19 protein-coding genes are annotated in these 23,748 nt (G+C 70.5%); 8 read left to right on the top strand and 11 right to left on the bottom strand.

Translation table 11 applies throughout. The features are described from left to right. Nucleotides 1–89: 89 nt before the first annotated feature. Complete coding sequence (locus ACOJV7_RS11765; protein WP_420190337.1) at nt 90–5,165, top strand: GH92 family glycosyl hydrolase; 5,076 nt, start codon at nt 90–92, stop codon at nt 5,163–5,165. Nucleotides 5,166–5,383: 218 nt separating this feature from the next. On the opposite strand, the gene groL is transcribed toward ACOJV7_RS11765, so the two are convergent. Together groL and groES are read right to left on the bottom strand one after the other, a co-directional pair. Next, nucleotides 5,384–7,006 (bottom strand): chaperonin GroEL, encoded by a 1,623-nt coding sequence (groL, locus tag ACOJV7_RS11760; RefSeq protein WP_420190336.1) that lies wholly within the window; start codon nt 7,004–7,006, stop codon nt 5,384–5,386. A 146-nt stretch (nt 7,007–7,152) separates the two neighbouring features. Continuing rightward, on the bottom strand, nt 7,153–7,446 hold the full coding sequence (groES, locus tag ACOJV7_RS11755) for a co-chaperone GroES (protein ID WP_420190335.1): 294 nt from the start codon (nt 7,444–7,446) through the stop codon (nt 7,153–7,155). 267 nt (nt 7,447–7,713) lie between these two features. Between groES and ACOJV7_RS11750 the strand changes: the two genes are divergently transcribed. From ACOJV7_RS11750 to ACOJV7_RS11740, 3 genes are all read left to right on the top strand, one after another. Next, on the top strand, nt 7,714–8,526 hold the full coding sequence (locus ACOJV7_RS11750) for a GNAT family N-acetyltransferase (RefSeq protein ID WP_420190334.1): 813 nt from the start codon (nt 7,714–7,716) through the stop codon (nt 8,524–8,526). A 33-nt stretch (nt 8,527–8,559) separates the two neighbouring features. After that, the gene (locus ACOJV7_RS11745) at nt 8,560–10,617 is read left to right on the top strand and encodes a SpoIID/LytB domain-containing protein (protein ID WP_420190333.1); all 2,058 of its coding nucleotides are present in this window, start codon (nt 8,560–8,562) and stop codon (nt 10,615–10,617) included. A 143-nt stretch (nt 10,618–10,760) separates the two neighbouring features. Beyond that, entirely contained in the window at nt 10,761–11,993 is a 1,233-nt protein-coding gene (locus tag ACOJV7_RS11740) for a class I SAM-dependent methyltransferase (protein ID WP_420190332.1), read from the top strand. Nucleotides 11,994–12,014: 21 nt separating this feature from the next. Here the strand turns inward: ACOJV7_RS11740 and ACOJV7_RS11735 are convergent, their stop codons facing one another. Together ACOJV7_RS11735 and ACOJV7_RS11730 are read right to left on the bottom strand one after the other, a co-directional pair. Next, nucleotides 12,015–12,845, bottom strand: coding sequence for a ribokinase (locus tag ACOJV7_RS11735; protein ID WP_420190331.1), 831 nt, complete (start codon nt 12,843–12,845; stop codon nt 12,015–12,017). After that, nucleotides 12,845–13,819, bottom strand: a complete 975-nt coding sequence (locus ACOJV7_RS11730; RefSeq protein WP_420190330.1) for a nucleoside hydrolase — start codon at nt 13,817–13,819, stop codon at nt 12,845–12,847. The genes ACOJV7_RS11735 and ACOJV7_RS11730 overlap by 1 nt, the downstream gene beginning before the upstream one ends. A 39-nt stretch (nt 13,820–13,858) precedes the next feature. Here ACOJV7_RS11730 and ACOJV7_RS11725 point away from each other — a divergent pair, with 39 nt between their 5' ends. Beyond that, a complete protein-coding gene (locus ACOJV7_RS11725; RefSeq protein WP_420190329.1) occupies nt 13,859–15,133 on the top strand; it encodes a glycoside hydrolase family 3 N-terminal domain-containing protein in 1,275 nt (424 codons plus the stop codon). A gap of 88 nt (nt 15,134–15,221) precedes the next feature. Here the strand turns inward: ACOJV7_RS11725 and ACOJV7_RS11720 are convergent, their stop codons facing one another. Next, entirely contained in the window at nt 15,222–16,397 is a 1,176-nt protein-coding gene (locus tag ACOJV7_RS11720) for an IS110 family RNA-guided transposase (protein WP_420190327.1), read from the bottom strand. Nucleotides 16,398–16,650: 253 nt separating this feature from the next. Beyond that, a complete protein-coding gene (locus tag ACOJV7_RS11715) occupies nt 16,651–18,213 on the bottom strand; it encodes a SulP family inorganic anion transporter (protein ID WP_420190326.1) in 1,563 nt (520 codons plus the stop codon). 134 nt (nt 18,214–18,347) lie between these two features. On the opposite strand from ACOJV7_RS11715, the gene ACOJV7_RS11710 reads away from it, so the two are divergent. After that, entirely contained in the window at nt 18,348–18,764 is a 417-nt protein-coding gene (locus tag ACOJV7_RS11710; protein WP_420190325.1) for a MerR family transcriptional regulator, read from the top strand. Nucleotides 18,765–18,866: 102 nt separating this feature from the next. Here ACOJV7_RS11710 and ACOJV7_RS11705 read toward each other — a convergent pair whose 3' ends face one another. Next, nucleotides 18,867–19,319, bottom strand: a complete 453-nt coding sequence (locus tag ACOJV7_RS11705; RefSeq protein WP_420190324.1) for a hypothetical protein — start codon at nt 19,317–19,319, stop codon at nt 18,867–18,869. 156 nt (nt 19,320–19,475) lie between these two features. Here ACOJV7_RS11705 and ACOJV7_RS11700 point away from each other — a divergent pair, with 156 nt between their 5' ends. Further along, the gene (locus ACOJV7_RS11700) at nt 19,476–19,673 is read left to right on the top strand and encodes a hypothetical protein (protein ID WP_420190323.1); all 198 of its coding nucleotides are present in this window, start codon (nt 19,476–19,478) and stop codon (nt 19,671–19,673) included. Nucleotides 19,674–19,723: 50 nt separating this feature from the next. On the opposite strand, the gene ACOJV7_RS11695 is transcribed toward ACOJV7_RS11700, so the two are convergent. Both ACOJV7_RS11695 and ACOJV7_RS11690 read right to left on the bottom strand, forming a co-directional pair. Beyond that, on the bottom strand, nt 19,724–20,383 hold the full coding sequence (locus tag ACOJV7_RS11695; protein WP_420190322.1) for a response regulator: 660 nt from the start codon (nt 20,381–20,383) through the stop codon (nt 19,724–19,726). Next, nucleotides 20,380–21,540: a sensor histidine kinase gene (locus ACOJV7_RS11690; protein WP_420190321.1), complete on the bottom strand. Its 1,161-nt coding sequence runs from the start codon at nt 21,538–21,540 to the stop codon at nt 20,380–20,382. The genes ACOJV7_RS11695 and ACOJV7_RS11690 overlap by 4 nt, the downstream gene beginning before the upstream one ends. 163 nt (nt 21,541–21,703) lie before the next feature. Between ACOJV7_RS11690 and ACOJV7_RS11685 the strand changes: the two genes are divergently transcribed. Further along, complete coding sequence (locus ACOJV7_RS11685; protein ID WP_420190320.1) at nt 21,704–22,174, top strand: DUF6326 family protein; 471 nt, start codon at nt 21,704–21,706, stop codon at nt 22,172–22,174. A 30-nt stretch (nt 22,175–22,204) separates the two neighbouring features. Here the strand turns inward: ACOJV7_RS11685 and tsaD are convergent, their stop codons facing one another. After that, nucleotides 22,205–23,251, bottom strand: coding sequence for a tRNA (adenosine(37)-N6)-threonylcarbamoyltransferase complex transferase subunit TsaD (tsaD, locus tag ACOJV7_RS11680; protein ID WP_420190319.1), 1,047 nt, complete (start codon nt 23,249–23,251; stop codon nt 22,205–22,207). Then, nucleotides 23,248–23,745, bottom strand: coding sequence for a ribosomal protein S18-alanine N-acetyltransferase (rimI, locus tag ACOJV7_RS11675; protein ID WP_420190318.1), 498 nt, complete (start codon nt 23,743–23,745; stop codon nt 23,248–23,250). Before rimI ends, tsaD begins: the two co-directional genes overlap by 4 nt. Nucleotides 23,746–23,748: the final 3 nt, after the last annotated feature.

Raw genomic sequence — 23,748 nt, 5'->3', positions numbered from 1 at the left:
CATTGCGGGGAGCACGGCATACGGAGAGGGTCGTGTGGACGTCGGTCAAGGGTGACCGACCCTGCGTGGGCGACGAGCCCGGAGGAAACATGCGCCTGACGAACGCCATCCCACGAGGGCTGACAGCCGGGGCCCTGGCCCTCGCCGTCGGCACCGCGACCGCCGCGGGGGCCGTGGCTGCCCCACCACCGACGGCCGACCAGGCCGCCGCCGCACCCGAGGGCGTCGCGTGGTCGACGTCCTTCGAGGACGGCCAGCCCCAGCCGCTCGCCTCGACCGTCGAGGTCGACCAGACGGGTCCGCGCCAGCAGAACGTCACCGGTGGCGTCGCCGCCGACGGCAGCCTGCTCGGCTCGGTCACCGGCATCACCGCGAGCGCCGAGAACCCGCCGGGAGAGGTGGCGTCCAACCTCACCGACTCCAACCCGGACACCAAGTGGCTGGCCTTCGCCACGACCGGGTGGGTCCGCTACCAGCTGTCCGCGCCCAAGCGAGCACTGACGTGGTCGCTCACCTCCGGCAACGACGCACCCGAGCGCGACCCCAAGGACGTCACGCTCCGCGGCTCCACCGACGGCACGACGTGGACCGACGTCGACCGCCGCACCGGTCTGGCCTTCGCCTCGCGTGGGCAGAAGCAGACCTTCACGGTGACGACGCCGGGCGACTACACCTACTACCGGCTCGACGTCACCGCCAACAACGGCGGCCCGATCGTGCAGCTCGCCGACTGGGGGCTGTTCGGCGACGTCGACACCAGCCAGCCCGTGGCCTCACCGATGGTCTCGACCGTGGGCTCCGGTCCGCGCGCCGGCTTCAACATCAAGTCGCTCGTCGGCTGGACCGGCGTGAAGTCGCTGCGCTACGGCGGCTCGCACACCGCCGCCGGACGCGGCTTCGCGTGGAACCGCCTCTTCGACGTGGACGTGCCCGTCGGTGACCGCTCGCGGCTCAGCTACAAGATCTTCCCGGACATGATCTCGGGCGACCTCAGCTACCCGTCGACCTACACGGCGGTCGACCTGCGCTTCACCGACGGGACGTTCCTGTCGAGCCTCGGCGCCACCGACATTCACGCCACGCCGGCCTCGCCCAACGGCCAGGGCGTGGGCAAGATCCTCTATGCCAACCAGTGGAACTCGGTCGAGGTCGACCTCGGACCCAAGGCCGCGGGCAAGACGATCGACGCGATCCTCCTCGGCTACGACAACACCGCGAACCCGACCAAGGACACCCGGTTCGGCGGCTTCGTCGACGACGTGACGATCGACCCGGCACCGGCCACGATCGACCGGTCGAGCCCGACGTATGCCGTCGACATCCGTCGCGGGACCAACTCCTCCGGGTCGTTCTCGCGCGGCAACAACCTGCCGATCAGCGCCGTCCCCAACGGCTTCACGTTCTTCACGCCCGTGACCAACGCGAACTCGCAGACGTGGCAGTACGACTACCAGGCGGGCAACAACGCGCAGAACCGCCCGACCCTGCAGGGCCTGGGCATCTCGCACGAGCCCTCGCCGTGGATGGGTGACCGCAACCAGATGTCGGTCATGCCCTCGATCACGCAGGGGGTGCCCACCGGCAGCGCGAGCGGCCGGGCCCTGGCCTTCGACCACAAGGACGAGGTCGCACGCCCGGACCACTACCGAGTGCACCTCGACGGCGGGATCATCGCCGAGACGGCCCCGGCCGACCACGGTGGCGTCTGGCGCTTCACCTTCCCGCAGACCGCACCCACGGGCAGCCTCGTCGTCGACACCGTCGACAACAACGGCTCCTTCACGGTCGACCCCGCGACCGGCACGATGACCGGCTGGGTCGACAACGGCAGCGGCCTGTCCGTCGGACGCAGCCGGATGTTCGTCTACGGCGTGTTCGACCGCGTCGCCAAGGCCACCGGCACCGCGCCGTCCGGCCACACCGGCACGCGCTACGCGACGTTCGACACGAGCACCGACCGCGACGTCGAGCTCCGCATCGCCACGTCGTTCATCTCGCTCGACCAGGCCAAGGCCAACCACGGCCTCGAGCTCGCGGGACGCACGTTCAACGACGTCCAGGGCGCGGCCAAGGCGATGTGGGACAAGCGGCTCAACGTCGTGGAGGTCGAGGGCGCCAGCGACTCCGAGATCCGCACGCTCTACTCGAACCTCTACCGCCTCAACCTCTACCCGAACAGCCAGTTCGAGAACACCGGCACCGCCTCGGCGCCGCGCTACCAGTACGCCAGCCCGGTGTCGGCGAAGTCCGGCAGCGCCACGGCGACGACGACGAACGCCGCCATCAAGGACGGCAAGATCTACGTCAACAACGGGTTCTGGGACACCTACCGGACCGTGTGGCCGGCCTACTCCCTCCTCTACCCGGAGATCGCGGCCGAGATCGCCGACGGCTTCGTCCAGCAGTACCGCGACGGCGGCTGGGTCGCCCGCTGGTCCTCCCCGGGCTACGCCGACCTCATGACGGGCACGAGCTCCGACGTCTCCTTCGCGGACGCGTTCGTCAAGGGCGTGGCCCTGCCCGACAAGCTGGGCACCTACGAGGCCGGGCTCAAGAACGCCACCGTGCTGCCGCCGTCCTCGGGCGTCGGCCGCAAGGGGCTCGCGTCGTCGATCTTCCTCGGCTTCACGCCGGAGAGCACCCACGAGAGCGTGTCGTGGGGTCTCGAGGGCATGGTCAACGACTTCGGCATCGGCAACCAGGCCGCCAAGCTCGCGACCGACCCCTCGGTCCCGGCGGCGCGCAAGGCGACGCTCCAGGAGGAGTCCGAGTACTTCCTCAAGCGGGCCACCGACTACGTCAACCACTTCGACCCCAAGACCGGGTTCCTCCGGGTCCGCCAGGCCAACGGTGAGTTCGCGCCGAACTTCGACCCCGAGGTCTGGGGCAACGGCTACACCGAGACCAACGGCTGGAACTTCGCGTTCCACGCGCCGCAGGACGGCAACGGCCTGGCCAACCTCCTCGGCGGTCGCGAGGCGATGGCCAAGAAGCTCGACACCTTCTTCACGACCCCCGAGACCGGCACCAAGCCGGGCAGCTACGGCGGCATCATCCACGAGATCATCGAGGCGCGTGACGTCCGGATGGGCATGTTCGGGATGAGCAACCAGGTCTCGCACCACATCCCATACATGTACAACTACACGGGCAAGCAGTACCGCACGGCCGAGAAGGTGCGCGAGATCCTGCGCCGCCTCTACGTCGGCAGCGAGATCGGCCAGGGCTACCCCGGCGACGAGGACAACGGCGAGCAGTCGGCCTGGAACACCCTCTCCTCGCTCGGCATCTACCCGCTCCAGGTCGGCTCGGCCGAGTGGGCCGTCGGGTCGCCGAAGTTCACGAAGATGACCGTCCACCGCACGCAGGGCGACCTCGTCGTCAACGCGCCGAACAACTCGGACGAGAACATCTACATCCAGAAGGTCACCATCAACGGTGAGGGCCACAAGAACGTCTCGATCCCGCACAGCAAGCTCGCGGGCGCGACGACGATCGACTTCGCCATGGGCTCCACGCCGTCCGACTACGGCAGCAAGCCGAACGCCGCTCCCCCGTCGCTCACCAAGGGGGACGCCATGCCGGCTCCCCTGCGTGACGCCACGGGTTCGGGTCGCGGCACGGCGACGGCACCGGGTGCGGCCAACACGGCGGCGCTCTTCGACAACAGCTCGACGACGTCGACGACCTTCGCCTCGGCGACGCCCACCGTCACCTACGCCCTCTCGGGCATCGGCCAGCGCGCCACCTTCTACACCCTCACCAACGGGGCCGCCGCCGGCGAGCCCACCGCGTGGAGGGTCGAGGGCCAGCGCAACGGCAACTGGGAGGTCATCGACACCCGGAGCAACCAGACCTTCGCCTGGCGGACGCAGACGCGCCCGTTCAAGGTCGCCGCGCCGGGGACCTACACGGCATACCGTCTCGTCGTCACGGCGAGCAACGGGACGCCGACCCTGTCGGAGGTCGAGTTCCTCACCGACGGCTCGCACGCGGAGAACACCGGCATCAAGGTGAGCCCGTCGACCGAGCTCGAGGCCGTCGAGGGACAGTCCGTCGGCGGCACCGTCGCCACCTTCTCCGGTGGCAAGGGCACGAGCGCGGACTCCTACACCGCCACCATCGCGTGGGGTGACGGCAAGACCTCGACCGGCACGATCACCGCCGGCGAGCTCGGATCCTACTCCGTGCGCGGCGAGCACACCTACGCCGAGCCCGGCTACTACGAGACCGTCGTGACGGTCAAGGACGCCAAGGGCAGCGCGAGCGGCAAGGGCGGGGTGACGATCCACCAGGCCGTCGTGCCGTCCTACGCCTCCGGGTTCGACCTCGTGTGCATCGGGGACCCGGGCCAGGAGGTCCCTTGCGACGCCGACCAGGCCGGCGTCTCGCGACAGGCCCTCGCCGAGGCGGGCGCGTCCCCCGGCCGGCTCCTCACGGTCCCGGGCTCCGACCTGCGGTTCTCGATGCCGGCGATCCCGGCCGGTGAGAAGGACAACGCCACGGGTGCGGGCCAGACCCTCCCCGTGACGCTGGCCCCGGGCGCGACGAAGCTGAGCCTCATCGGCACGGCGACGCAGAAGGACCAGGACACGACCGGGACGGTGACGTTCACGGACGGGACGAGCACGGCATACAAGATCCAGTACGGAGACTGGTGCGGCTCGGCGAAGTTCGGCAACACCATCGCGGTCGAGATGACCTCCCGGCTCAACGGCACGGGCACGGACGGCTGCCACCTCAAGCTGTTCGCGACCGCGCCGCTGACGATCCCCGCCGGCAAGACGGTGAAGTCGGTGACCCTGCCGACGCAGACGGGGGACCCGCGCACCGCCGGTCGGATCCACGTGTTCTCCGTCGCCGACAACGGCACGCCGCTTACGGTCGCCCCGGCGACCGGTGCGACCGCCAAGGCCGGCACGGCGTCGACCGTGACGCTCGGGACGGTCTCGGGCGGCGTCCCCGCCGGGAGTGGCTACACCGCCCGCATCGCGTGGGGTGACGGCAGCGCCACGACCGACGGTGTCGTCACCGTCGCGGCCGACGGGACCGCCACCCTGAGCGGCTCCCACACGTGGGCCACGGCCGGGACCTACCAGGTGCGGGTGCTCGTCGGCGACAGCCGCAGCGACACCCTGGCCACGGTGACCGTCACGGTCACCTGACGACCGGCCACTCAGGTGTCGGGGATCCGGGCCCAAGCCCGCGGGGCCAAGCCCCGGATCCCCGACACCGGAGCAGATGAGAAACGCGTATGCCGCGTGCGTCCCCGGAGGGAGGCACGCGGCATACGCGTTCCTGCCGGAGGTGCGAAGACGCGTATGCCGCGTGCTCCCCCTGTACGGGAGCACGCGGCACACGCGGTGGTGCGGGAGGCTCGGCCTCAGTGCGAGTGGCCGTGTCCGCCGTGGCTGTGACCGCCGCCGGCAGGCTCCTCCTCCTTCTTCTCGACGACGAGGGTGTCGGTGGTGAGGACCATCGACGCGATCGAGGCGGCGTTGCGCAGGGCGGAGCGGGTCACCTTGACCGGGTCGATGACGCCGGCCTTGACGAGGTCCTCGTACTCGCCCGTGGCGGCGTTGAGGCCCTGCCCGGCCTCGAGCTCGGAGACCTTGGCGACGGCGACGTAGCCCTGGAGGCCCGCGTTCTCGGCGATCCAGCGCAGCGGCTCGGCCGCGGCCTTCTGCACGATCGTGGCGCCGACCTTCTCGTCACCCTCGAGGCCGAGGCCGTCGATGACCTTGACGGCCTGGATGAGGGCCGAGCCGCCACCGGCGACGATGCCCTCCTCGATGGCCGCGCGGGTCGCCGAGATGGCGTCCTCGATGCGGTGCTTCTTCTCCTTGAGCTCGACCTCGGTGTGGGCACCGACCTTGATGACGCAGACGCCACCGGCGAGCTTGGCGAGGCGCTCCTGGAGCTTCTCGCGGTCCCAGTCGGAGTCGGTGCGCTCGATCTCGGCCTTGATCTGGTTGACCCGGCCCTCGACCTCGGTCGCGTCGCCGGCACCGTCGATGATCGTCGTGTTGTCCTTCGTCACGACGACGCGGCGGGCCTGGCCGAGCACAGTGAGGTCGGCCTGGTCGAGCTTGAGCCCGACCTCCTCGGCGATGACCTGGCCACCGGTGAGGACGGCCATGTCCTGGAGCATCGCCTTGCGGCGGTCACCGAAGCCGGGCGCCTTGACGGCGACGACGTTGAAGGTGCCGCGGATCTTGTTGACGACGAGCGTCGACAGCGCCTCGCCGTCGACGTCCTCGGCGATGATGACGAGCGGCTTGCCGGCCTGGACGACCTTCTCGAGGACCGGGAGGACGTCGGCGATGGCCGAGATCTTGCCCTGGTTGATGAGGACGTAGGCATCCTCGAGGACGGCCTCCATGCGCTCGGCGTCGCTGATGAAGTACGGGGAGATGTAGCCCTTGTCGAACTGCATGCCCTCGGTGAACTCGAGCTCGGTGGCCGCGGTCGAGGACTCCTCGACGGTGATGACGCCGTCCTTGCCGACCTTGTCGAACGCGTCGGCGATCGTCGCGCCGATCTCCTTGTCCTGTGCGGACAGCGAGGCGACGGAGGCGATCTCGTCCTTCCCGTCGACGTCGCGGGCGGTCTCGAGGAGACGCTCGGAGACGGCCTCGACAGCCTTGTCCATGCCGCGCTTGAGGCCGGCCGGGGCAGCGCCCGCGGTGACGTTGCGCAGGCCCTCGCGGACCATCGCCTGGGCGAGGACGGTCGCGGTCGTCGTGCCGTCACCGGCGACGTCGTTGGTCTTGGTCGCGACCTCCTTGGCGAGCTGGGCGCCGAGGTTCTCGTAGGCGTCCTCGAGCTCGACCTCGCGGGCGATCGTGACGCCGTCGTTCGTGATCGTGGGGGCGCCCCACTTCTTGTCGATGACGACGTTTCGGCCCTTGGGGCCGAGCGTCACCTTGACCGCGTTGGCGAGGGCGTCGACGCCCCGCTCGAGCGCCTTGCGGGCGGAGTCGTTGAACTCCAGTTCCTTGGCCATGGATGTCCTTCGGTAGTCAGTGGTCCGTCAGGGCAGCAGGCGTGCCGCCGCGGTGCCGTGGTGGTGATGCGCGTATGCCGTGGGCGCACCGTGGGAGGTGAGCCCACGGCATACGTGGTGGTTCAGGTGGTGAGCCGCGGGCTCACTCAGCCAACGACGGCGAGGATGTCGCGGGCGCTCAGGATGAGGTACTCCTGGCCGCCGTGCTTGACCTCGGTGCCGCCGTACTTGCTGTAGATGACGCGGTCGCCGACGGTGACGTCGAGCGGGACGCGGTTGCCGTTGTCGTCGATGCGACCGGGGCCGACCGCGAGGACCTCGCCCTCCTGGGGCTTCTCCTTCGCGGTGTCCGGGATGACGAGACCGGACGCCGTGGTCTGCTCGGCCTCGAGCGACTTGATGACGATGCGGTCCTCGAGCGGCTTGATGGAAACCGACACTGTGTGACCTCCCCTTTGGGATGAGTCGAAGGTGGACAAATGCAGTTCGTGCGCTGCCGGCATGGTGGTCCGCTTCGCCGTCGCGGGGGTCGAGTCGGTCCGCCGTGCGCTGGCACTCACCGAGGGCGAGTGCCAATGCACCAAATCTAGGTCTGCGCTGGCACTCGGTCAACTCGAGTGCCAGAACTGGTGGCCGTGTTCGCGCAGGGCAGACGCCGTGGCGAAAGGCGGTTGCGGCGGCGCCATCGCGAGCGCGAGGGTTCGGGCATGGACACACCCGATCCCGCCACCCTCCTCGCCGCCTACGACGCGCAGCTCCGCCGCGACGGCGAGGTCTACCCCGCGTCGAGCGTGACCCCTCTGGGGCCGCTCCTCCTCGCGACGTTCGGGACGACCCGTGGCTTCATCACCTACTCGACGCTGGCCACCGAGGAGGGCCCCGCGACGACCGAGTCGGTGCGCGCACTCGTCGAGGGAGCGCTCGAGCACTACCGGGCGCAGCGGGCCATCCGCCAGGTCGAGTGGAAGACGCGGGGGCACGACCACGCACCCGGGCTCCACGAGGCGCTCGTGGCCGCCGGCTTCGTGCCCGAGGAGCCCGAGTCGGTGATGATCGGCGACGCCGGGCTGCTGGCGCTCGACGTCGACCTGCCCGAGGGCGTCGCGGTGCGCCAGGTCCACGACGAGGCGGACGTGCGCCGCATGATGCAGGTCGCCGGCGAGATCTTCGGCGACGACGACGAGACGGTCCAGGCCATGACCGAGGAGCTGCTCGACCGCATGCGTTCCGGCGACTCCGTCGAGCTGTGGGTGGCCGAGGCAGACAGCGAGATCGTCAGCACGGGTCGGCTCGAACCGGTCGAGGGCACCGAGTTCGCCGGGGTGTGGGGCGGCGCCACGCGTGCCGACATGCGGGGCCGCGGGATCTACCGGGCACTCACGGCGGCGCGGGCCCGTTCGGCGATCGCCCACGGCAAGCGGTGGATCAACAGCGACTCGACCGAGTTCTCCCGCCCGATCCTCGAGCGCTCGGGGCTGCTCAAGGTCACGACCACGACGCCATATGTCTGGAAGCGGTGACAAGAGAACTAGTCATACGTCACTCTGGTGACCATGCGCCCCACGCACCTCGTCGTCGCCGGTTTCACGGCACTGCTCGTCTCGACCACCTCGGCCTCCCCCGCGTTCGCCGGCCCCGGAGGGGGCTCGACCTCCCGGACCCCGATCACGGTGAACGCCCAGCGCTCGACGCCGACGACCCTGCCGGAGCCGTCGACGAGCGCCGACCCGGCGGTGCCGCTCGCGGGGCGCGGCTTCGGACACGGACGCGGGATGTCGCAGTGGGGTGCCCTCGGCGCGGCCCAGCAGGGGCGCACGGTCGCGGAGATCCTCGCCTTCTACTACCCGAACACGACGGTCGGCCAGATCGGCAACCCGACGCTGCGCGTGCGCCTCACCGAGATGCTCGGCCGGACAACCGCCGTGCGCGCCGAGACCGGCCTCACCCTCACCGACGGCACCTGCACCGCGGCGCTCAACCGCGCGGACGCGACGTCCTGGCGGGTCCTGCGCAGCAACGGCCAGTGGCAGGTCCAGGGCTACTGGACCAACACGACCGGCACCGCGGGCTGGTGGGCCTTCCCGACGTCGTGCAGCGGGTTCGCGACGGCGCCGGGCCTCATGTTCGTCGGTGACGGCTCCCTGGCGAGCTCGGTCCTCACCCTCGTCACCCCGAGCGGTGACCGCCGGTATGCCGGTGGCCTGCGCGCCACGATCGACAACCGGCCCGGCGTGGGCCAGGTCGCGACGGTCAACCATCTCGCGCTCGACCGCTACCTCCAGGCCGTGGTCCCTGCGGAGATGCCCGGCTCGTGGCACGTCGAGGCGCTCAAGGCCCAGTCCGTGGCCGCGCGCTCGTATGCCGCGGCGCGGCTCGGCAGCACCTACAGCAGCGACATCTGCGACACGACGACGTGCCAGGTCTACCCCGGCCTCACGACCGCCTACCCGCCCACGACGACGAGCAACACCGCCGTCGCGGCCACGAGCGGGCAGGTGCTCCGCTACGGCACGAGCGTGGCGATGACCGAGTTCGGCTCGACGAACGGTGGGCAGATCACCGGCTCGTCGCTGGCCTACCAGGTCGCCAAGCCGGACCCGTGGGACGGCCTCGCCAAGGGCGCGCCCACCGCGTGGTCGACGTCGAACGTGCGCGCGAGCACCCTCAAGGCGCAGTGGCCCGCCATCGGCACCTTCCGCTCGATGTCGGTCAAGCGCGACGGCAAGGGCACCTGGTTCGGCGGGCGTGCCACCTCGGTGACGCTCACCGGCACCTCGGGCTCGGTGACCGTCGGCGCGGAGACCTTCCGTGGGGCGCTCGGGCTCCGCTCGACGTGGTTCGCTCCCGTGGGCTCGTCGGTCGGCACCGACTTCACGGTCAACGGCTTCTCCGACCTCCTCGCCCGCGACGCCTCGGGCACCCTGTGGAACTACCCGTCGACGGGCCGCGGCGGCTTCTTCCCCCGCACCGTGGTGGCGACGAGCTTCCCCGCGAGCGCCGAGATCCTCGCCCCCGGTGACTTCTCCGGTGACGGCTACCCCGACCTCATGACCCGCACGACCTCCGGCGACCTCATGCTCCACCGCGGCGACGGCGCCGGCAGGATCGCCTCGAGCGTGCTCCTCAGCCGCGGGTGGCAGGTCTTCAACCTGGTCGTCGCTCCCGGCGACCTCGACGGCAACCGGACCCCGGACCTGCTCGCCCGCGACAGCGCCGGCACGTTGTGGCTCTACCGCTCGAACGGCACCGGCGCGTTCAGCTCCCGCGCGAGCCTCGGCGGCGGGTGGCAGGGCTACCGCGAGCTCGAGGCCGTCGGCGACTACGACCGCGACGGCGGCAACGACCTCCTCGGCATCACGAACGCGGGCACCCTCACCCTGATCCGCTTCTCGTCGTCGGGTGCCTTCCTGGGCTCCCGCGCCATCGGACAGGGCTGGGGCTCAACGACGTCCCTGACGGGCATGGGCGACGTCAACGGCGACCGCCTGCCCGACCTCGTCGCCCGCGACGGCTCCGGCCGCCTGCTCGCCTTCCTCGGCAACGGCTCGGGAGCCCACAGCTCGTCCGTCCTGCTTGGCGAGCGGTGGTTCTCGATGACCCTCGCGAGCTGACGGGCGGCACCCAGCCGTCGCGGCTCCGTCGCGGCTCCGTCGCGGCTCCGTCGCGGCTCCGACACGGAGCCGTCCGGGAGTCCTCACGAGGCCGGGTGGTGGCGCGAGCACCGGCCGGGAGGTGAGAAGGTTGGCCAGTGGACGTGAGCGTGGTGAGGGCCCTGGCGGCCCCCGAGGGGCAGGAGCTGCTGAGGTCCCTTCCTCCCTACACCGACTCGTCCGTGCTCACCCTCCAGAACCGGCTGCGCAGCGCTGGTCACGCCCCTGAGCTCGCGGCCGCAGCCCTCACGCAGCAGCGACTCCGGGCCCGCGCGACCGCAAAGTTCGGCGAGTTCGCCGCCGACATGCTCTTCACGCCCGACGGCCTCGAGCAGGCCACGCGCCTCGAGGTGGCCGTCGCGCACGCGCACCGCTTCAGCCGCGCCAGCCTCGCGACCGTCCACGACCTCGGCTGCGGCATCGGCGCGGACTCGGTGACCCTCTCCTCGCTCGGCGTCACCGTGCGTGGCGTCGACTCAGACCCGGTCACCGCGGCCGTGGCCGACGCCAACCTCCGGCCGTGGCCCGACTCGCGGGCCCGCCTCGGCCGGGCGGAGGACGTGCAGTTCGGCATGGACCCCGGGCGCAACCGCGTCGGTGCGTGGCTCGACCCGGCCCGCCGGACCCGCGGAGTCGCCGACGTCAACGGTCGCACGAGGCGCACCTTCCGCCTCGACGACATCTCGCCGTCGTGGGCCTTCGTGCAAGAGGTCGCCGCCGCCGTGCCCGCCACCGGGGTCAAGCTGAGCCCCGGCTTCGACCACGCCGCGATCCCCGCCGGGACCGAGGCCCAGTGGACCTCGTGGGCCGGCGACGTCGTCGAGTGCGCCGTCTGGTGGGGTCCGCTCGTCCTGCGCCGCGGCCGCACGGCCCGCGTCATGGGACCCGACGCCGCGCCTGTTGTCGTCGACGAGTCGATGGCCGAGCCCGTGCCCCGGCTCGCCGGCTCCCTCGACGACGTCGGCGCGTGGCTCCACGACGTCGACAAGGCGGTCATCCGCGCCGGTCTCGTCGGTGCCGTCACCCGCGCGACCGGTGGTGCGGAGTCGGACGAGGGCACCGGCTATGTCCTCGCCTCTCGCGACGTCTCACTCCCCTACACGCGTCGGTATGCCCTCCACGAGGCGATGCCCTTCACCGTCAAGACCCTGCGTTCCTGGCTTCGCACCAACGGCGTCACCGGCCTCACGATCAAGAAGCGCGGCGTCCGCCTCGACGACGAACAGCTGCGGCGCGACCTCAAGATCGGCGCCAAGGCCGGCGACGGCGAGCAGGCGACGGTCGTGCTCACCCGCGTCGGCGGATCGCCGGTCGCGCTCGTCGTCTCCCCCGCCTGACGTCTGCCGGCTGAGCGTCCGTCAGAGGTGCGGGTCGGGCTGCGCACCCGCGTGGCGGACCGCTGCCGCGCCGGCTGCGAGCGCCCGGTCGAGCGCTTCGGCTCGGTCGGACCCCTCCGCAAGGGCAGCGGCGAGCGCCCCACAGAACGCATCCCCAGCACCTGTGGTGTCGACGACGTCCTCGGCTGCGACGGAGTGGGCCGGCACCGTCTCGCCGTCCCACGAGGCGCCGTTGGCGCCGAAGGTGACGAGCAGCGAGCTCGCCACCGCGCCCGACTCCGCGAGCGCGACCATCTCGTGCTCGTTGGCGACCACCGGGTCGGCGAGGGCGACGACGTCGTCCGGGAGGGCGGCATACGGGGCGGTGTTGACGACGACGCGGGCACCGCGGTGCGACGCGCGGCGGACGGCCGCGCAGACGACCGGCAGCGGCACCTCGAGCTGGACGAGGAGGACGTCGCCGGGACCGAGGTCGTCGACCGCATCGACCTCGGTGTCGTCGAGGCGCGCGTTGGCGCCCGGAATGACGATGATCGTGTTCTCGCCCCGGTCGTCGACCGCGATGAGGGCGTGGCCGCTGGCCTCGCCCTCGACGACGCGCATGCAGGAGACGTCGACGCCGTGGCCGCGCAGCCGCTCGACGTAGGCCGCGCCGCCGGCGTCGTCGCCCACGCACCCGACCATGGCGACCTGTGCCCCGGCGCGAGCCGCGGCCACCGCCTGGTTGGCGCCCTTGCCGCCGGCGAGCTGCTCGAGCCCCTCGCCGAGCAGTGTCTCGCCGGGCCGCGGGTGCCGCTCGACGCGGGTGACGAGGTCGACGTTGAGCGAGCCGAGCACCATGACCCGGCCCATCAGCGCGACGCCTTCGACACGGTGTCGAGCCAGAGTGCCGCGACGCGTGGGCCGTCGATCTCGAGGGCGACGTCGACCTGCGCCTCGGCGAGGCCGTGGGGGTCGTGGTCCATGTCGCCGGACCAGTCGCGGGTGTCGACGATCGTGCGGCCGCGGGTCCACGTGCCCGAGAGCTCGACCCGCACCGGGAGCCTCTTGGTCTTCACGGCGTCGGGGTCGAGGAGGACCGCGACCGCGCCAGCGTCGCCGATCGTCGCGCTGTCGGTCTCGAAGCGGCGGCTCATGAAGCGCATGAGGCCGGCGGCGAGGGAGGCGGGACCCCGCTCGTCGAGGGCGGCCAGCTCGTCGCACTGGGCGAGCGTGATGCGCGGCTCGTAGAAGACGTCAAGGCCGTACATCGTCACCGGCACACCGTGGTCGGCCGTCGCGTCGAGGACGACGGCGGTCGCCTCGGGGTCGTGGAAGACGTTGAACTCGGCCGCCGCCGTCGCGTTGCTCACCATGGCGCCGCCACCCATGAAGACGATGCGCCCGATGCGGGCGAAGGACTCGGGATACATGCGAGCGAGCAGAGCGATGTTCGTCATCGGCGCGAGCGGCACGACCGTGAGCGGCGTGCCCTGGTCGTGCGCCTCGTCGACGACCTGCCGCAGGAGGTCGACGGCGTGCCGTGGGTCGGGCTCGGTCGACGGGGCGGCCCAGCCGAGGTCGGCCATGCCGTCGTCACCGTGCACGTGGCGCGCGTCGACGGGACGCTCGAGGAGCGGGTGCGAGGCACCGGCGCCGACCGGCACGTCCTGCCGCCCGCACACCTCGAGCACGGTGAGGGTGTTGCGGACGACGTCGGGCAAAGGTGCGTTGCCGCCCACGCAGGTCACGGCCTGCAGGTCGATCCCGGGATGCAGGGCGGCGAGCAGGAGGGCACAGGCGTCGTCGACACCGGTGTCGACGTCGAGGAGCACGGGCAGCGACATGGTTCAGAGGGTATGCCGTGTGTCGGTTAGCGTCGGTGCGTGACCTCCCGCTCCACGACCGCGCCCCGCCCCCGCCTCGCCGCTGCTGCCGCCCTCGCCCTCATGGGCGCCCTCACGGCGGCCTGCGGAGGTGGGTCGACCCCGTCCGAGAGCGCGTCCCCGACGGGTGGGAGCGCGTCGTCGACGACTTCGCGGTCGGCGACGCCGTCGTCGAGTGCGACGCCGTCCTCCTCGGAGAGCGGTGCGGCGATCGACGTCAGCGCGTGCGTGCGCCAGAAGGCGGACTCGCTCAGCGAGGAGCAGGCCATCGGGCAGCTCCTCATGGTCGCGTTCGACACCGCCGCGTCCCGCACGGCCCTCGACGACCTCATCGCCGAGCAGCACGTGGGCAACGTCATATACCTCGGCGGCTGGGACGGCGCGGCCAGGGTCAAAGAGACGAGCGCGCACCTCCAGGACCAGGCCACGGACGCCGCGACGGCCGGCATACCGCTGCTTCTCGCCGCCGACCAGGAGGGTGGGGAGGTCCGCCAGCTCAGGGGCGCGGGCTTCACGAAGGTGCCGTCGGCCAAGGTTCAGGCGCAGATGTCGTCGAGCGAGCTCACGGCCGCCGCGAAGGGGTGGGCCGGGGAGCTCAAGGCGGTCGGCATCAACGTCAACCTCGCTCCGGTGACCGACACCGTGCCCGCCGACATCGGGCGTGCGAACGAGCCGATCGGCAAGTACGCGCGTCAGTACGGCTCGGACCCGGCGACGGTGACCAAGGCCTCGACGGCGTTCCTCAAGGGCATGATCGAGGGAGGCGTCATGGGCACGGTCAAGCACTTCCCGGGACTCGGCCGAGTGCAGAAGAACACCGACTTCAACACGACCGGCATCACGGATTCCGTTGCAACGCCGTCCGACCCGTTCCTCGCGCCGTTCACGGCGGGGGTCAAGGCGGGCGCCGGGCTCGTCATGGTGTCGTCGGCGCGCTACCCGGGGCTGGACTCGACGAAGACGCAGGCGATGTTCAGCAAGCCGATCCTCACCGACCTGCTCCGTGGTCGCCTGGGCTACGAGGGTGTCGTCATCACCGACGACATCAACGCCAAGGCGGTTCGCTCGATCCCGGCTGCGGAGAGGGCCACTCGCTACATCGAGGCCGGGGGCGACATCCTGCTCACCGGCGACCCCGAGTCGGTGCCGGGGATGATCGAGGCGCTGTCGGCGAAGGCGCGGGAGGACGAGGAGTTCGCGACGCTGCTTGAGACGTCCGTGCTGCGCGTCGTCGCCCTCAAGGAGCGGATGGGCCTCATCAGCTGCGGCGGCTGACACGGCTGCGGGGTCAGGTCAGGGACGTGAGCGTTGCTGTTGCTGCTCAAATCCGCAGCAAAGCATCCGCTCATGGCTCCCCTCTGTGTCAAGAGGCGGCTGGGAGTGGGGTTCTAGGATCGGTGGTGGCGGGTCCGGGAAGTGGCTTGTCCGAAGAGTTGGTGTGGGGCTGTAAGCCGGCCGCGCTGGAGTCAGAGTCGTTGCCCCGTTGCCCTCCCGGGCCCGTCGCCATGTGTCGGGCGGTGTCGTTGACCATGGTCCGGTACACGATGTCGGACAGGCGTCGTTTGAGCAGCCGCATGGACTCGTTCGAGGTCTTGCCGCGGGCTTTGCTGCGGTCGAAGTAGTCGCGGCCCTCGGTGGGGTTGCGCAGCTGGACGGTGGCCATGATGTGCAGCACCCGGTTGATCTGACGGTTGCCTCCTCTGGACAGCCGGTGACGGACGTTGTCGCCGGAGGAGGCGTCGATGGGTGCCGTGCCGGTCCAGGACCCGAAGTGGTTCTTGTCCGGGAACCTCGTGATGTCACCGACCTCGACAAGCAGCCGGGCGGCTCCGGAAGGACCGATCCCGTTCAGGTCCATCAGGGTGGTGCCGGTCGCGGCGACCAGCGCGATCAGCTCCTTGTTCGCGGCCTTCTTGCGCTGATAGATCCGCTCGAGGTCGGCGACCAGCTCGGCCGCGACCCGGCGCCGGGTCTTGCCGGCGGCATCGCGGGGGCGGACGGTGGCGAGCAGCTTCTTGGCCTGGGCGGCGGACAGGTCCTTCTTCGCGCCGCCGGGGATCAGCTCGAGCAGCAGGTGGTGGACCTGCGACATCTTGCGGGTGTGCTCCTCGCCCAATGATCGTCGCCGGTCGACCAGGATCCGCAGCACCGCCAGCTCCTCGTCGTCGACCACAGGACGCAGGCCGCTCATCCGGGTGCCGACCAGCGCGAGCGAGTGCGCGTCGGTGGCGTCGGTCTTGCGGCCTTGCCCCGTGGCGAACACGCGCGCCCGTGCAGACAGTTTGGGTGGGACGTCTACGACCTGCTCGCCTTCGGCCAGGAGCCGATTGGCCACGTGCCGGCCGATGCCTTGGCATCCTTCAATCGCCCAGACCCGGTGCGGCCACGCCTGAACGTATCGGCGCATCGCGGGATGACCGTCGCGGTCGGTAGCGAACCGGCCGGTCCCGACGATGGATTCGTCCTTTGTCATGACTTCGATCGTGACCGAGCGTTTGTGCGGGTCCATCCCGATGACGACTCGCTGTGTCGTGTCCATGGTGTCCTCCGAACTCGAACCTGATGGGGTTGTCGAGTCGGGAGGGCAACGCTACTTCGAGCTTGGGGCAAACCCCCTCTTGAGCCTCTCCCGCTCTGGCGACGTCCGGGGATGCGCAGGCCAAATGAGAGCCACACCGAGGTGAGCAGCCGAATTGAGAGCGACAACCCCGGACGCCTAGACCGAGCCTCGTCAGATACCGGTCATGCCGTCAATGAAACAAGTAGCCGATGAGCGGATGCCGTGCCGGGTGTCAGTGAGACGGGAGTGTTCCGGTGAGGCGATCGTGTCGGAGGGCGCTGGACTCGTTGAGGCCTACGATCTCGACCGCCTTTCCCTTGCGGGCGTATTTGGTGGTGATCGCGTCGAGCGAGGCGACAGTCGATGCATCCCAAATGTGTGAACGGGACAGGTCGATAACGACACTCTGGGGGTCGTCGGCGTACTCAAACTGTGTGTACAGGTCATTGCTCGAGGCGAAGAACAGTTCCCCGGTCACGGTGTAGCGGGCTGTGACGGTTCCGTCCGGGTTCTCGATGAGCTCGCGGTTGGTCGCGGTCATGTGGGCGACCCTGCGCGCGAACAGGACCATGGCGACGAGCACGCCGAAGCCGACACCGATGGCCAGGTTGTGGGTCGCAACGACGACGACGACGGTGGAGACCATGACGATGGTCTCGGACTTGGGCATGCGACGGAGGGTGGCGGGTCGGATGCTGTGCCAGTCGAACGTGCCAACCGAGACCATGATCATGACCGCGACGAGGGCCGCCATCGGGATGAGCGCGACGATGTCGCCGAAGCCGACGACGAGGATAAGCAGGAAGACTCCGGCCAGGAACGTGGAGATGCGGGTGCGGGCGCCAGAGGCCTTCACGTTGATCATGGTCTGGCCGATCATGGCGCAGCCGCCCATGCCGCCGAAGAAGCCGGTGATGACGTTGGCGGCACCCTGTCCCCAGGCTTCGCGGGTCTTGTCGGAGTGGGTGTCAGTGATGTCATCGACCAACTTGGCGGTGAGCAGGGACTCCAAGAGCCCGACCAGTGCCATCGCGAGGGCGTACGGGGCGATGATGCGCAGCGTCTCCATGGTGAACGGGACATTGGGGATGAACAGGGACGGGAGGCTGTCCGGGAGTTCGCCCTCATCGCCGACGTTGGGCAAGGTCAGTGCGGCCAGGAGGGTGAACGCCGTGAGCGCAACGATGGCGACCAAGGGCGCCGGGACGACTTTGGTAACGCGGGGCAGGGCCACCATGATGGCGATGCCGACGGCGATCATGGGGTAGACGAGGGTAGGCACGTCGACCATGTGCGGGATCTGCGCCAGGAAGATGAGAATGGCGAGCGCGTTGACGAAGCCGACCATCACCGATCGCGGGATGAAGCGCATGAGCCGGGCGACTCCTACCAGTCCCAGCACGATCTGCAGCAGCCCACCAAGCAGGACCGTGGCGATGAAGTAGTCCATTCCGTGCTCGCGAACCACGGGTGCAATGACGAGGGCGATGGCTCCGGTCGCGGCCGAGATCATGGCGGGGCGCCCACCGAGGAAGGCGATCGAGACGGCCATGGTGAACGACGCGAAGAGGCCGACGCGGGGGTCGACGCCCGCGATGATCGAAAACGAGATCGCCTCTGGAATCAGCGCGAGCGCAACAAGGAGCCCCGCGAGGACCTCGGTGCGCAGCATCTTCGGTGAACGCAGGGCGCTCCGTACCGAGGGCTGGGGGACGGCCGGGGGTGCGGATGACAGGGTGGTACTCAAGCAGGTGGCTCCGTTCGGGAAGGACGGCAGCAAGAGTCCAATGGGCATGCTGGTGTCGTCCGGGCTGAGAGGGTGGGTGCGCCCACGGGGCGCGGCCGGCGTCGTCGCCAGCGAAGTCTGAGAAACACCATACTCTTACGTTGCGTGAGAGTTGAAATCCATCTGGGACGGAGAGATCGCTCATGAGCGGCGAACAACAGGCCTCAGCAGCGGAAGCAACCCGGGCGATGCAGATCGGCGAGGTCGCCGCGCGCACCGACCTCTCCATTCGCAGCCTGCGCCACTGGGGCGAGGTCGGCTTGCTGCGCCCATCAGGGAGAACCGACGGCGGTTTCCGCCTCTATACCGAGGCCGACGTCGAGAAGATCATGGTGATCCGCCGGATGAAGCCGCTTGGGTTCACCTTGGAGCAGATGAGCGCCGCCATGCGAGACATCGAGGCTCTCCAGGACGAAGGCCCAACCGGGTCGACCGGTGCCCCGGCGCGGTCGCGACTCGTGAGCATCCTTGACGAGGCAACGGAACGTCGCGCAAAGCTCGAGCGCCAACTGGCCATGGCCGACGAGTTCATCGCCCTCCTCGGTAGTCGCCTCGCATAGGGCCGCAGTCGGCGGGCCCGCGCTCGAATGCCCGGACATGCCGCGTTGAGGTCGCCAGTCGCCGCCCTCGGCAGTGACGCAAAGCCTTCAGGAGCTCGGCTGTCAGGAGGGGAAGTCGTCGCCGGCGTCCAGGCGCAGCTGGAGCAGGACGTCGAGGGCGATGGAGTCACCGTCGCGGCCGCCGGCACCAACTTGGAGCGGGGCGTCGGTGGGCTCGAGGTGGACGCCGGTCAACCGTGCGCGGAGGCTGGGCGCCACGACGAGGACGTACCAGTGGCCGTCCGTGCCGACGGCGGCGCTCCGGTCCCGTCGGACATACCAACCGACGACGTCGGTGCGCAGGCTCCCGCTGCCGCTGTAGGGGCGCGCCCGTAGCCGGGTGGGTTCGACGCCCGCCGACCTCATCTCCTCGGCGAACGCCGACACCATCGACGCCGTCCTGCGCGCCTCGGCCTGCGCCGCCCGTGCTGCTGCCGCTGCGTGGTACTCCGCGTTCTCCCGGGCCTCGCGGCGACGGACCGCCGCCGGGTCTTCGGGCTCGCTGTCCGGGGCCATCGGCCGATCATCGCAGCCGGGAAGCCCAAAACGCCGACCGGCCCGCTGCCGCACCACAGATGGCTAGGGGTCGAACGCGGTCCGGTGGAACCGGGGCCATCGCCTCGGCGTCTCAGAGACGATGAGGTCGACGAGCAACACGGAGGAGCAGAGCGGATGAAGGCTGTGCTGTCGACGCTGGTCGTCCTGTGGCTCCTCGTGGGAGCTGTGGCGGCGTTCCAGCGCGGCGACTTCGAGGACGGGAACTGCAGCTCAATCGCGGACACCGCCGTCGTCGTCGTCCTGGGTCCCCTCAACTACGCCGCACCTGAGACCCTGCTGGAGACCTGCTCGCAACCCACGCGACAGCCGTGAGCACCCGCCTCGCACGGAGCTGTCAGCGTCACCCGTCCTGCCGCCGCTTGCTACTGGTCGGCCTTGACGCGGCGGGTGTCGTGCGCCCACATCGCGATCTCGACGCGGTTGCGGGCGCCGAGCTTGGTCATCAGCGACGCGACGTGGGTCTTGACCGTGGTCAGCCCGACGTAGAGCTCGGAGGCGATCTCTGCGTTGGTCCGGCCTCTCGCCACGAGCGCGAGCACCTCCTCCTCTCGCTCGGTGATCGGCTCGACGGGCTGGACCGGCCTGGTCGGCGACTGGTCGGCGAACGTCGCCAGCAGCCGGCGCGTGACGTTGGGGGCGATGAGCGCGTCCCCGCTCGCGGCAGCGTGGATGGCCTGCACGAGCAGCTCCGGTCCGGCGTCCTTGAGCAGGAACCCGCGGGCGCCGGCTCGCAGGGCGCCGAGCACGTACTCATCGAGGTCGAAGGTCGTGATGACGACGACGGCCATCGGGTCCGTCGCGTCCGGGCCAGCCAGCCGCCGCGTCACCTCGACGCCGTCGAGCCCGGGCATCCGGATGTCGACGAGGAGGACGTCGGGACGCAACCGCTGCGCCACCTCCACAGCCGCCAGCCCGTCCGTCGCCTCCCCGACCACCTCGATGCCGGGCTGAGCGCCGAGGATCATCACCAGCCCCGTCCGCACGAGGTCCTGGTCGTCGGCCACGACGACCCGGATGGTCATGCCTCCGCCTCCACCGGCAGCACGGCCTCCACGACCCAGCCGCCGTCCGGCCCCGGCCCCGCGGTGAGCGACCCGCCCAGGAGCTGGGCGCGCTCGGCCATGCCCAGCAGCCCGAAACCGGGCTCAGGAGTGGCGAGCCGGGGCTCGGTCTCCCCGTCGTCGGTGACACGGAGACGCACGGCGTCGCCCTCACGGCATACGTCGATTCCCACGCGGGTCGCGCTCCGGGCGTGGCGTACGGCATTGGTGACCGACTCCTGAGCGAGCCGATACAGAGCGGCGTCCACGGGACGTGCCAACTGGGACAGTGACCCGTCCAGGGAGACCTCGACGGTGGGCATCGCGTCGGCCCGCGCCAAGGCCGGAAGGTCCGCGACGCCCGGCTGCGGTGCGTAGTCGACGGCGTCCTCCTCACGCAGCACCCGCACCATGGACCGCATCTCCGCCAGCGTCCGCGACGCCTCGGACTCGATCGCGGCCAGCACCTCGACGGCCTTCTCCGGCTGTGTGCCGGCGACCACCCGACCGGCCTGCGCCTGCACCGCGATCGCCGAGACGTGGTGGGCCACGGTGTCGTGGAGCTCGCGCGCGAGCGCCACCCGCTCCTCGTTGCGGATCTCGGACAGTTGCCGTCGAACGAGGTCCGCGCGGTAGCGGAACACCGCCGCGAGGGCGACGACGAGCAGCAGCAGGACGGTGCCGCCGAAGACGTCGGCCCGGCCGGCAGCACCGACAAGCATCCCCAGCGCGACGACGACCGTCACGAACGCCGCCCCCAGGACGATCTCGCGGCCCGAGCCCCAGCGCACGAGGGAGAAGAGCAGGAACAGGACGGCCATCATCGAGAAGAGCCCGACGTCGCGGACGCCCGTGACGAGCTGGGCGACGGAGAGCAGCCCGACGACGCCCCACCCGATCAGCACGGCTGTGAGCGGACGGCTCCGCCGCCAGAGCAGAGTGGGCACCAGCGCCAACGCGAGCACCGTCACCACGGGGCGCCAGGCCAGGTTCGGCCGGGCGACGCCCTCGACCAGGGCGGCCACGGCGAACACGCCGACGAGCACCCGGTCGAGCCGCCCGACGGGCGCGGCGCCGGCGGGCCGAGGCTCCTGCCAGAGGGAGCGCTCGGGCCAGACGGAGCGCCGGACGGTGACCACGGGCTCAGCCTAGGGACCGCTCCGCCACGGCGTCTCCACCGAAAGAACGAGACGCCAGCCGTCCCTTCGGCCGTCGAACCCCGGCCTTCGGGCTGAGGCGCCCACCACCCCGGCCCGGCCACCGTGGACGCACCAGTTCCTCCCCGACCCAAGGAGCCCCACGATGAGCACACCACGACCCGTCACCCTCGACGACCGTCCGATGCCGGTGAAGGCCAAGCTCGCCGCGGCGTGGACGAGCTTCATGTTCCTCTACGCCTACGTCGACATCCTCGGCTTCTACACCCCCGGCACCATCACCGACATCCTCGACAACAAGGTCTTCGAGTTCGAGCTGTCACAGACCTTCTCGGCGTCGGCCCTGACCCTCGTGTCGATCCCGATCTTCATGGTCGTGCTGTCGATGACGCTGCCCGCGAGGGCGAACCGCATCACGAACCTCGTCGTCGCCGCCGTCTACGTCCCGGCCACGGTCTTCAACATCGCCGGCGGCCACTACCTCTGGTTCTACGGCCTCGGCGTCGTCCTCGAGCTCGTTGTCCTCGCGCTCATCGTTCGGTATGCCGTGACCTGGCCTCGCAGCGCGGCGTCGGCCACCAGCCCGGTCCGGGAGCCCGTGGGCGTCTCGCGCTGAGCAGGCACCCGACTGCCACGCGGGACTCGCTCAGGCCGAGATCTGGGTGACCGGCATCGACGAGTCGGCCGGCAGGTCGAGGCCGGAGGCATCCCGGCCCTTGAGCACCATCTGTGCACCGAGAGCGGCGACCATCGCGCCGTTGTCGGTGCACAGGCCGGGTCGCGGCACGCGCAGCTCGATGCCGGCGTCCTCGCACCGGGACAGCGCCATCGCCCGCAGCCGCGAGTTCGCCGCCACGCCGCCACCGATCTGGAGGTGCTGGGCGCCCTGCTCCTTGCACGCGAGGACGGCCTTGCGGGTGAGGACGTCGACGACGGCCTCCTGGAACGACGCGGCGACGTCGGCCACCGGCACGCTCTCCCCTGCTGCCTCCTTGGCCTGCACCCACCGCGAGACCGCGGTCTTGAGGCCAGAGAAAGAGAAGTCGAAGCGGTGCCGCTCCATGTCGCGACCGGTCGTGAGGCCGCGTGGGAAGTCGATGCTGATCTCGCCGTCGCGGGCAGCGCGGTCGATGTGCGGGCCGCCCGGGAAGGGCAGCCCGAGCACGCGGGCCACCTTGTCGAAGGCCTCGCCCGCGGCGTCGTCGATCGTCGAGCCGAGGCTGCGGATGTCGCTCGTGACGTCGGGCACGAGCAGCAGCGACGAGTGTCCCCCGGAGACGAGCAGCGCCATCGTGGGCTCCGGCAGCGGGCCGTGCTCGACGATGTCGACGGCCACGTGTGAGGCGAGGTGGTTGACGCCGTAGAGCGGCACGCCGAGCGAGAGCGCCAAGGCCTTCGCCGACGCAACACCGACCATGAGGGAGCCGGCCAGACCCGGGCCCGACGTCACCGAGATGGCGTCGAGCTCGCGCAGCGTGACCCCCGCCTCGCGGCAGGCCCGCTCGATCGTCGGCACCATCTCCTCGAGGTGCGCACGGCTCGCCACCTCGGGCACGACACCGCCGAAGCGGGCGTGGTCGTCGACGCTGCTCGCGACCGCGTCGACGAGCAGGGTCTCGCCCCGCACGATGCCGACACCGGTCTCGTCGCAGGACGTCTCGATCCCGAGGACGAGCGGCTGCTCTGCGCTCATGCCTGAGCTCCCCTCTCCCCCAACATCTTTCGCATGACGAGGGCGTCGACGTTGCCGGGCTGGTAGTAGCCGCGGCGCACGGTGAGCACGGCATAGCCGCGACGGTCGTAGAGCGCACGTGCGGACCCGTTGTCGGCCCGCACCTCGAGCATGAGGGCCTCCGCGCCGCCGGCAGCCGCGCGCTCCTCGAGATCGGTGAGGAGCTCTCCCCCGACACCGCTGCCCCGGTGGCCGGGTGCGACGGCGATCGTCATGAGGTCCGCGACCTGTCCGCCGTGGTCGATGCCCCCGTATGCCGTGATCTCGCCGTCGCGCTCCACCGCGAGGTAGTCGCGGCGCGGCCTCCCGGCCAGCTCGCCCCACCAGGAGGCCTCGGACCACGCGTCGTCGGGGAAGGCCTCGCCCTCGAGCCGGACGAGGTCGGGGATGTCGGTCCAGGCGAGCGGACGCACCGTGGCTCCGGTCGCTCCCGTCGTCCCGGCGGTCGTCGACACGGC

The sequence above is a fragment of the Knoellia tibetensis genome (assembly GCF_048606415.1).
GTDB lineage: Bacteria > Actinomycetota > Actinomycetes > Actinomycetales > Dermatophilaceae > Knoellia > Knoellia tibetensis.
The sequence above is the reverse complement of the archived record's forward strand: the minus strand, read 5'-3'. Positions and strand labels throughout refer to the sequence as shown.

Coding starts and splice junctions, on each gene's coding strand:
- ACOJV7_RS11765 (WP_420190337.1), top strand. CDS start 90: ATGCGCCTGACGAACGCCATCCCACGAGGGCTGACAGCCGGGGCCCTG.
- groL (WP_420190336.1), bottom strand. CDS start 7,006: ATGGCCAAGGAACTGGAGTTCAACGACTCCGCCCGCAAGGCGCTCGAG.
- ACOJV7_RS11750 (WP_420190334.1), top strand. CDS start 7,714: ATGGACACACCCGATCCCGCCACCCTCCTCGCCGCCTACGACGCGCAG.
- ACOJV7_RS11745 (WP_420190333.1), top strand. CDS start 8,560: ATGCGCCCCACGCACCTCGTCGTCGCCGGTTTCACGGCACTGCTCGTC.
- ACOJV7_RS11735 (WP_420190331.1), bottom strand. CDS start 12,845: ATGGGCCGGGTCATGGTGCTCGGCTCGCTCAACGTCGACCTCGTCACC.
- ACOJV7_RS11730 (WP_420190330.1), bottom strand. CDS start 13,819: ATGTCGCTGCCCGTGCTCCTCGACGTCGACACCGGTGTCGACGACGCC.
- ACOJV7_RS11720 (WP_420190327.1), bottom strand. CDS start 16,397: ATGGACACGACACAGCGAGTCGTCATCGGGATGGACCCGCACAAACGC.
- ACOJV7_RS11715 (WP_420190326.1), bottom strand. CDS start 18,213: ATGCCCATTGGACTCTTGCTGCCGTCCTTCCCGAACGGAGCCACCTGC.
- ACOJV7_RS11710 (WP_420190325.1), top strand. CDS start 18,348: ATGAGCGGCGAACAACAGGCCTCAGCAGCGGAAGCAACCCGGGCGATG.
- ACOJV7_RS11705 (WP_420190324.1), bottom strand. CDS start 19,319: ATGGCCCCGGACAGCGAGCCCGAAGACCCGGCGGCGGTCCGTCGCCGC.
- ACOJV7_RS11700 (WP_420190323.1), top strand. CDS start 19,476: ATGAAGGCTGTGCTGTCGACGCTGGTCGTCCTGTGGCTCCTCGTGGGA.
- ACOJV7_RS11695 (WP_420190322.1), bottom strand. CDS start 20,383: ATGACCATCCGGGTCGTCGTGGCCGACGACCAGGACCTCGTGCGGACG.
- ACOJV7_RS11685 (WP_420190320.1), top strand. CDS start 21,704: ATGAGCACACCACGACCCGTCACCCTCGACGACCGTCCGATGCCGGTG.
- tsaD (WP_420190319.1), bottom strand. CDS start 23,251: ATGAGCGCAGAGCAGCCGCTCGTCCTCGGGATCGAGACGTCCTGCGAC.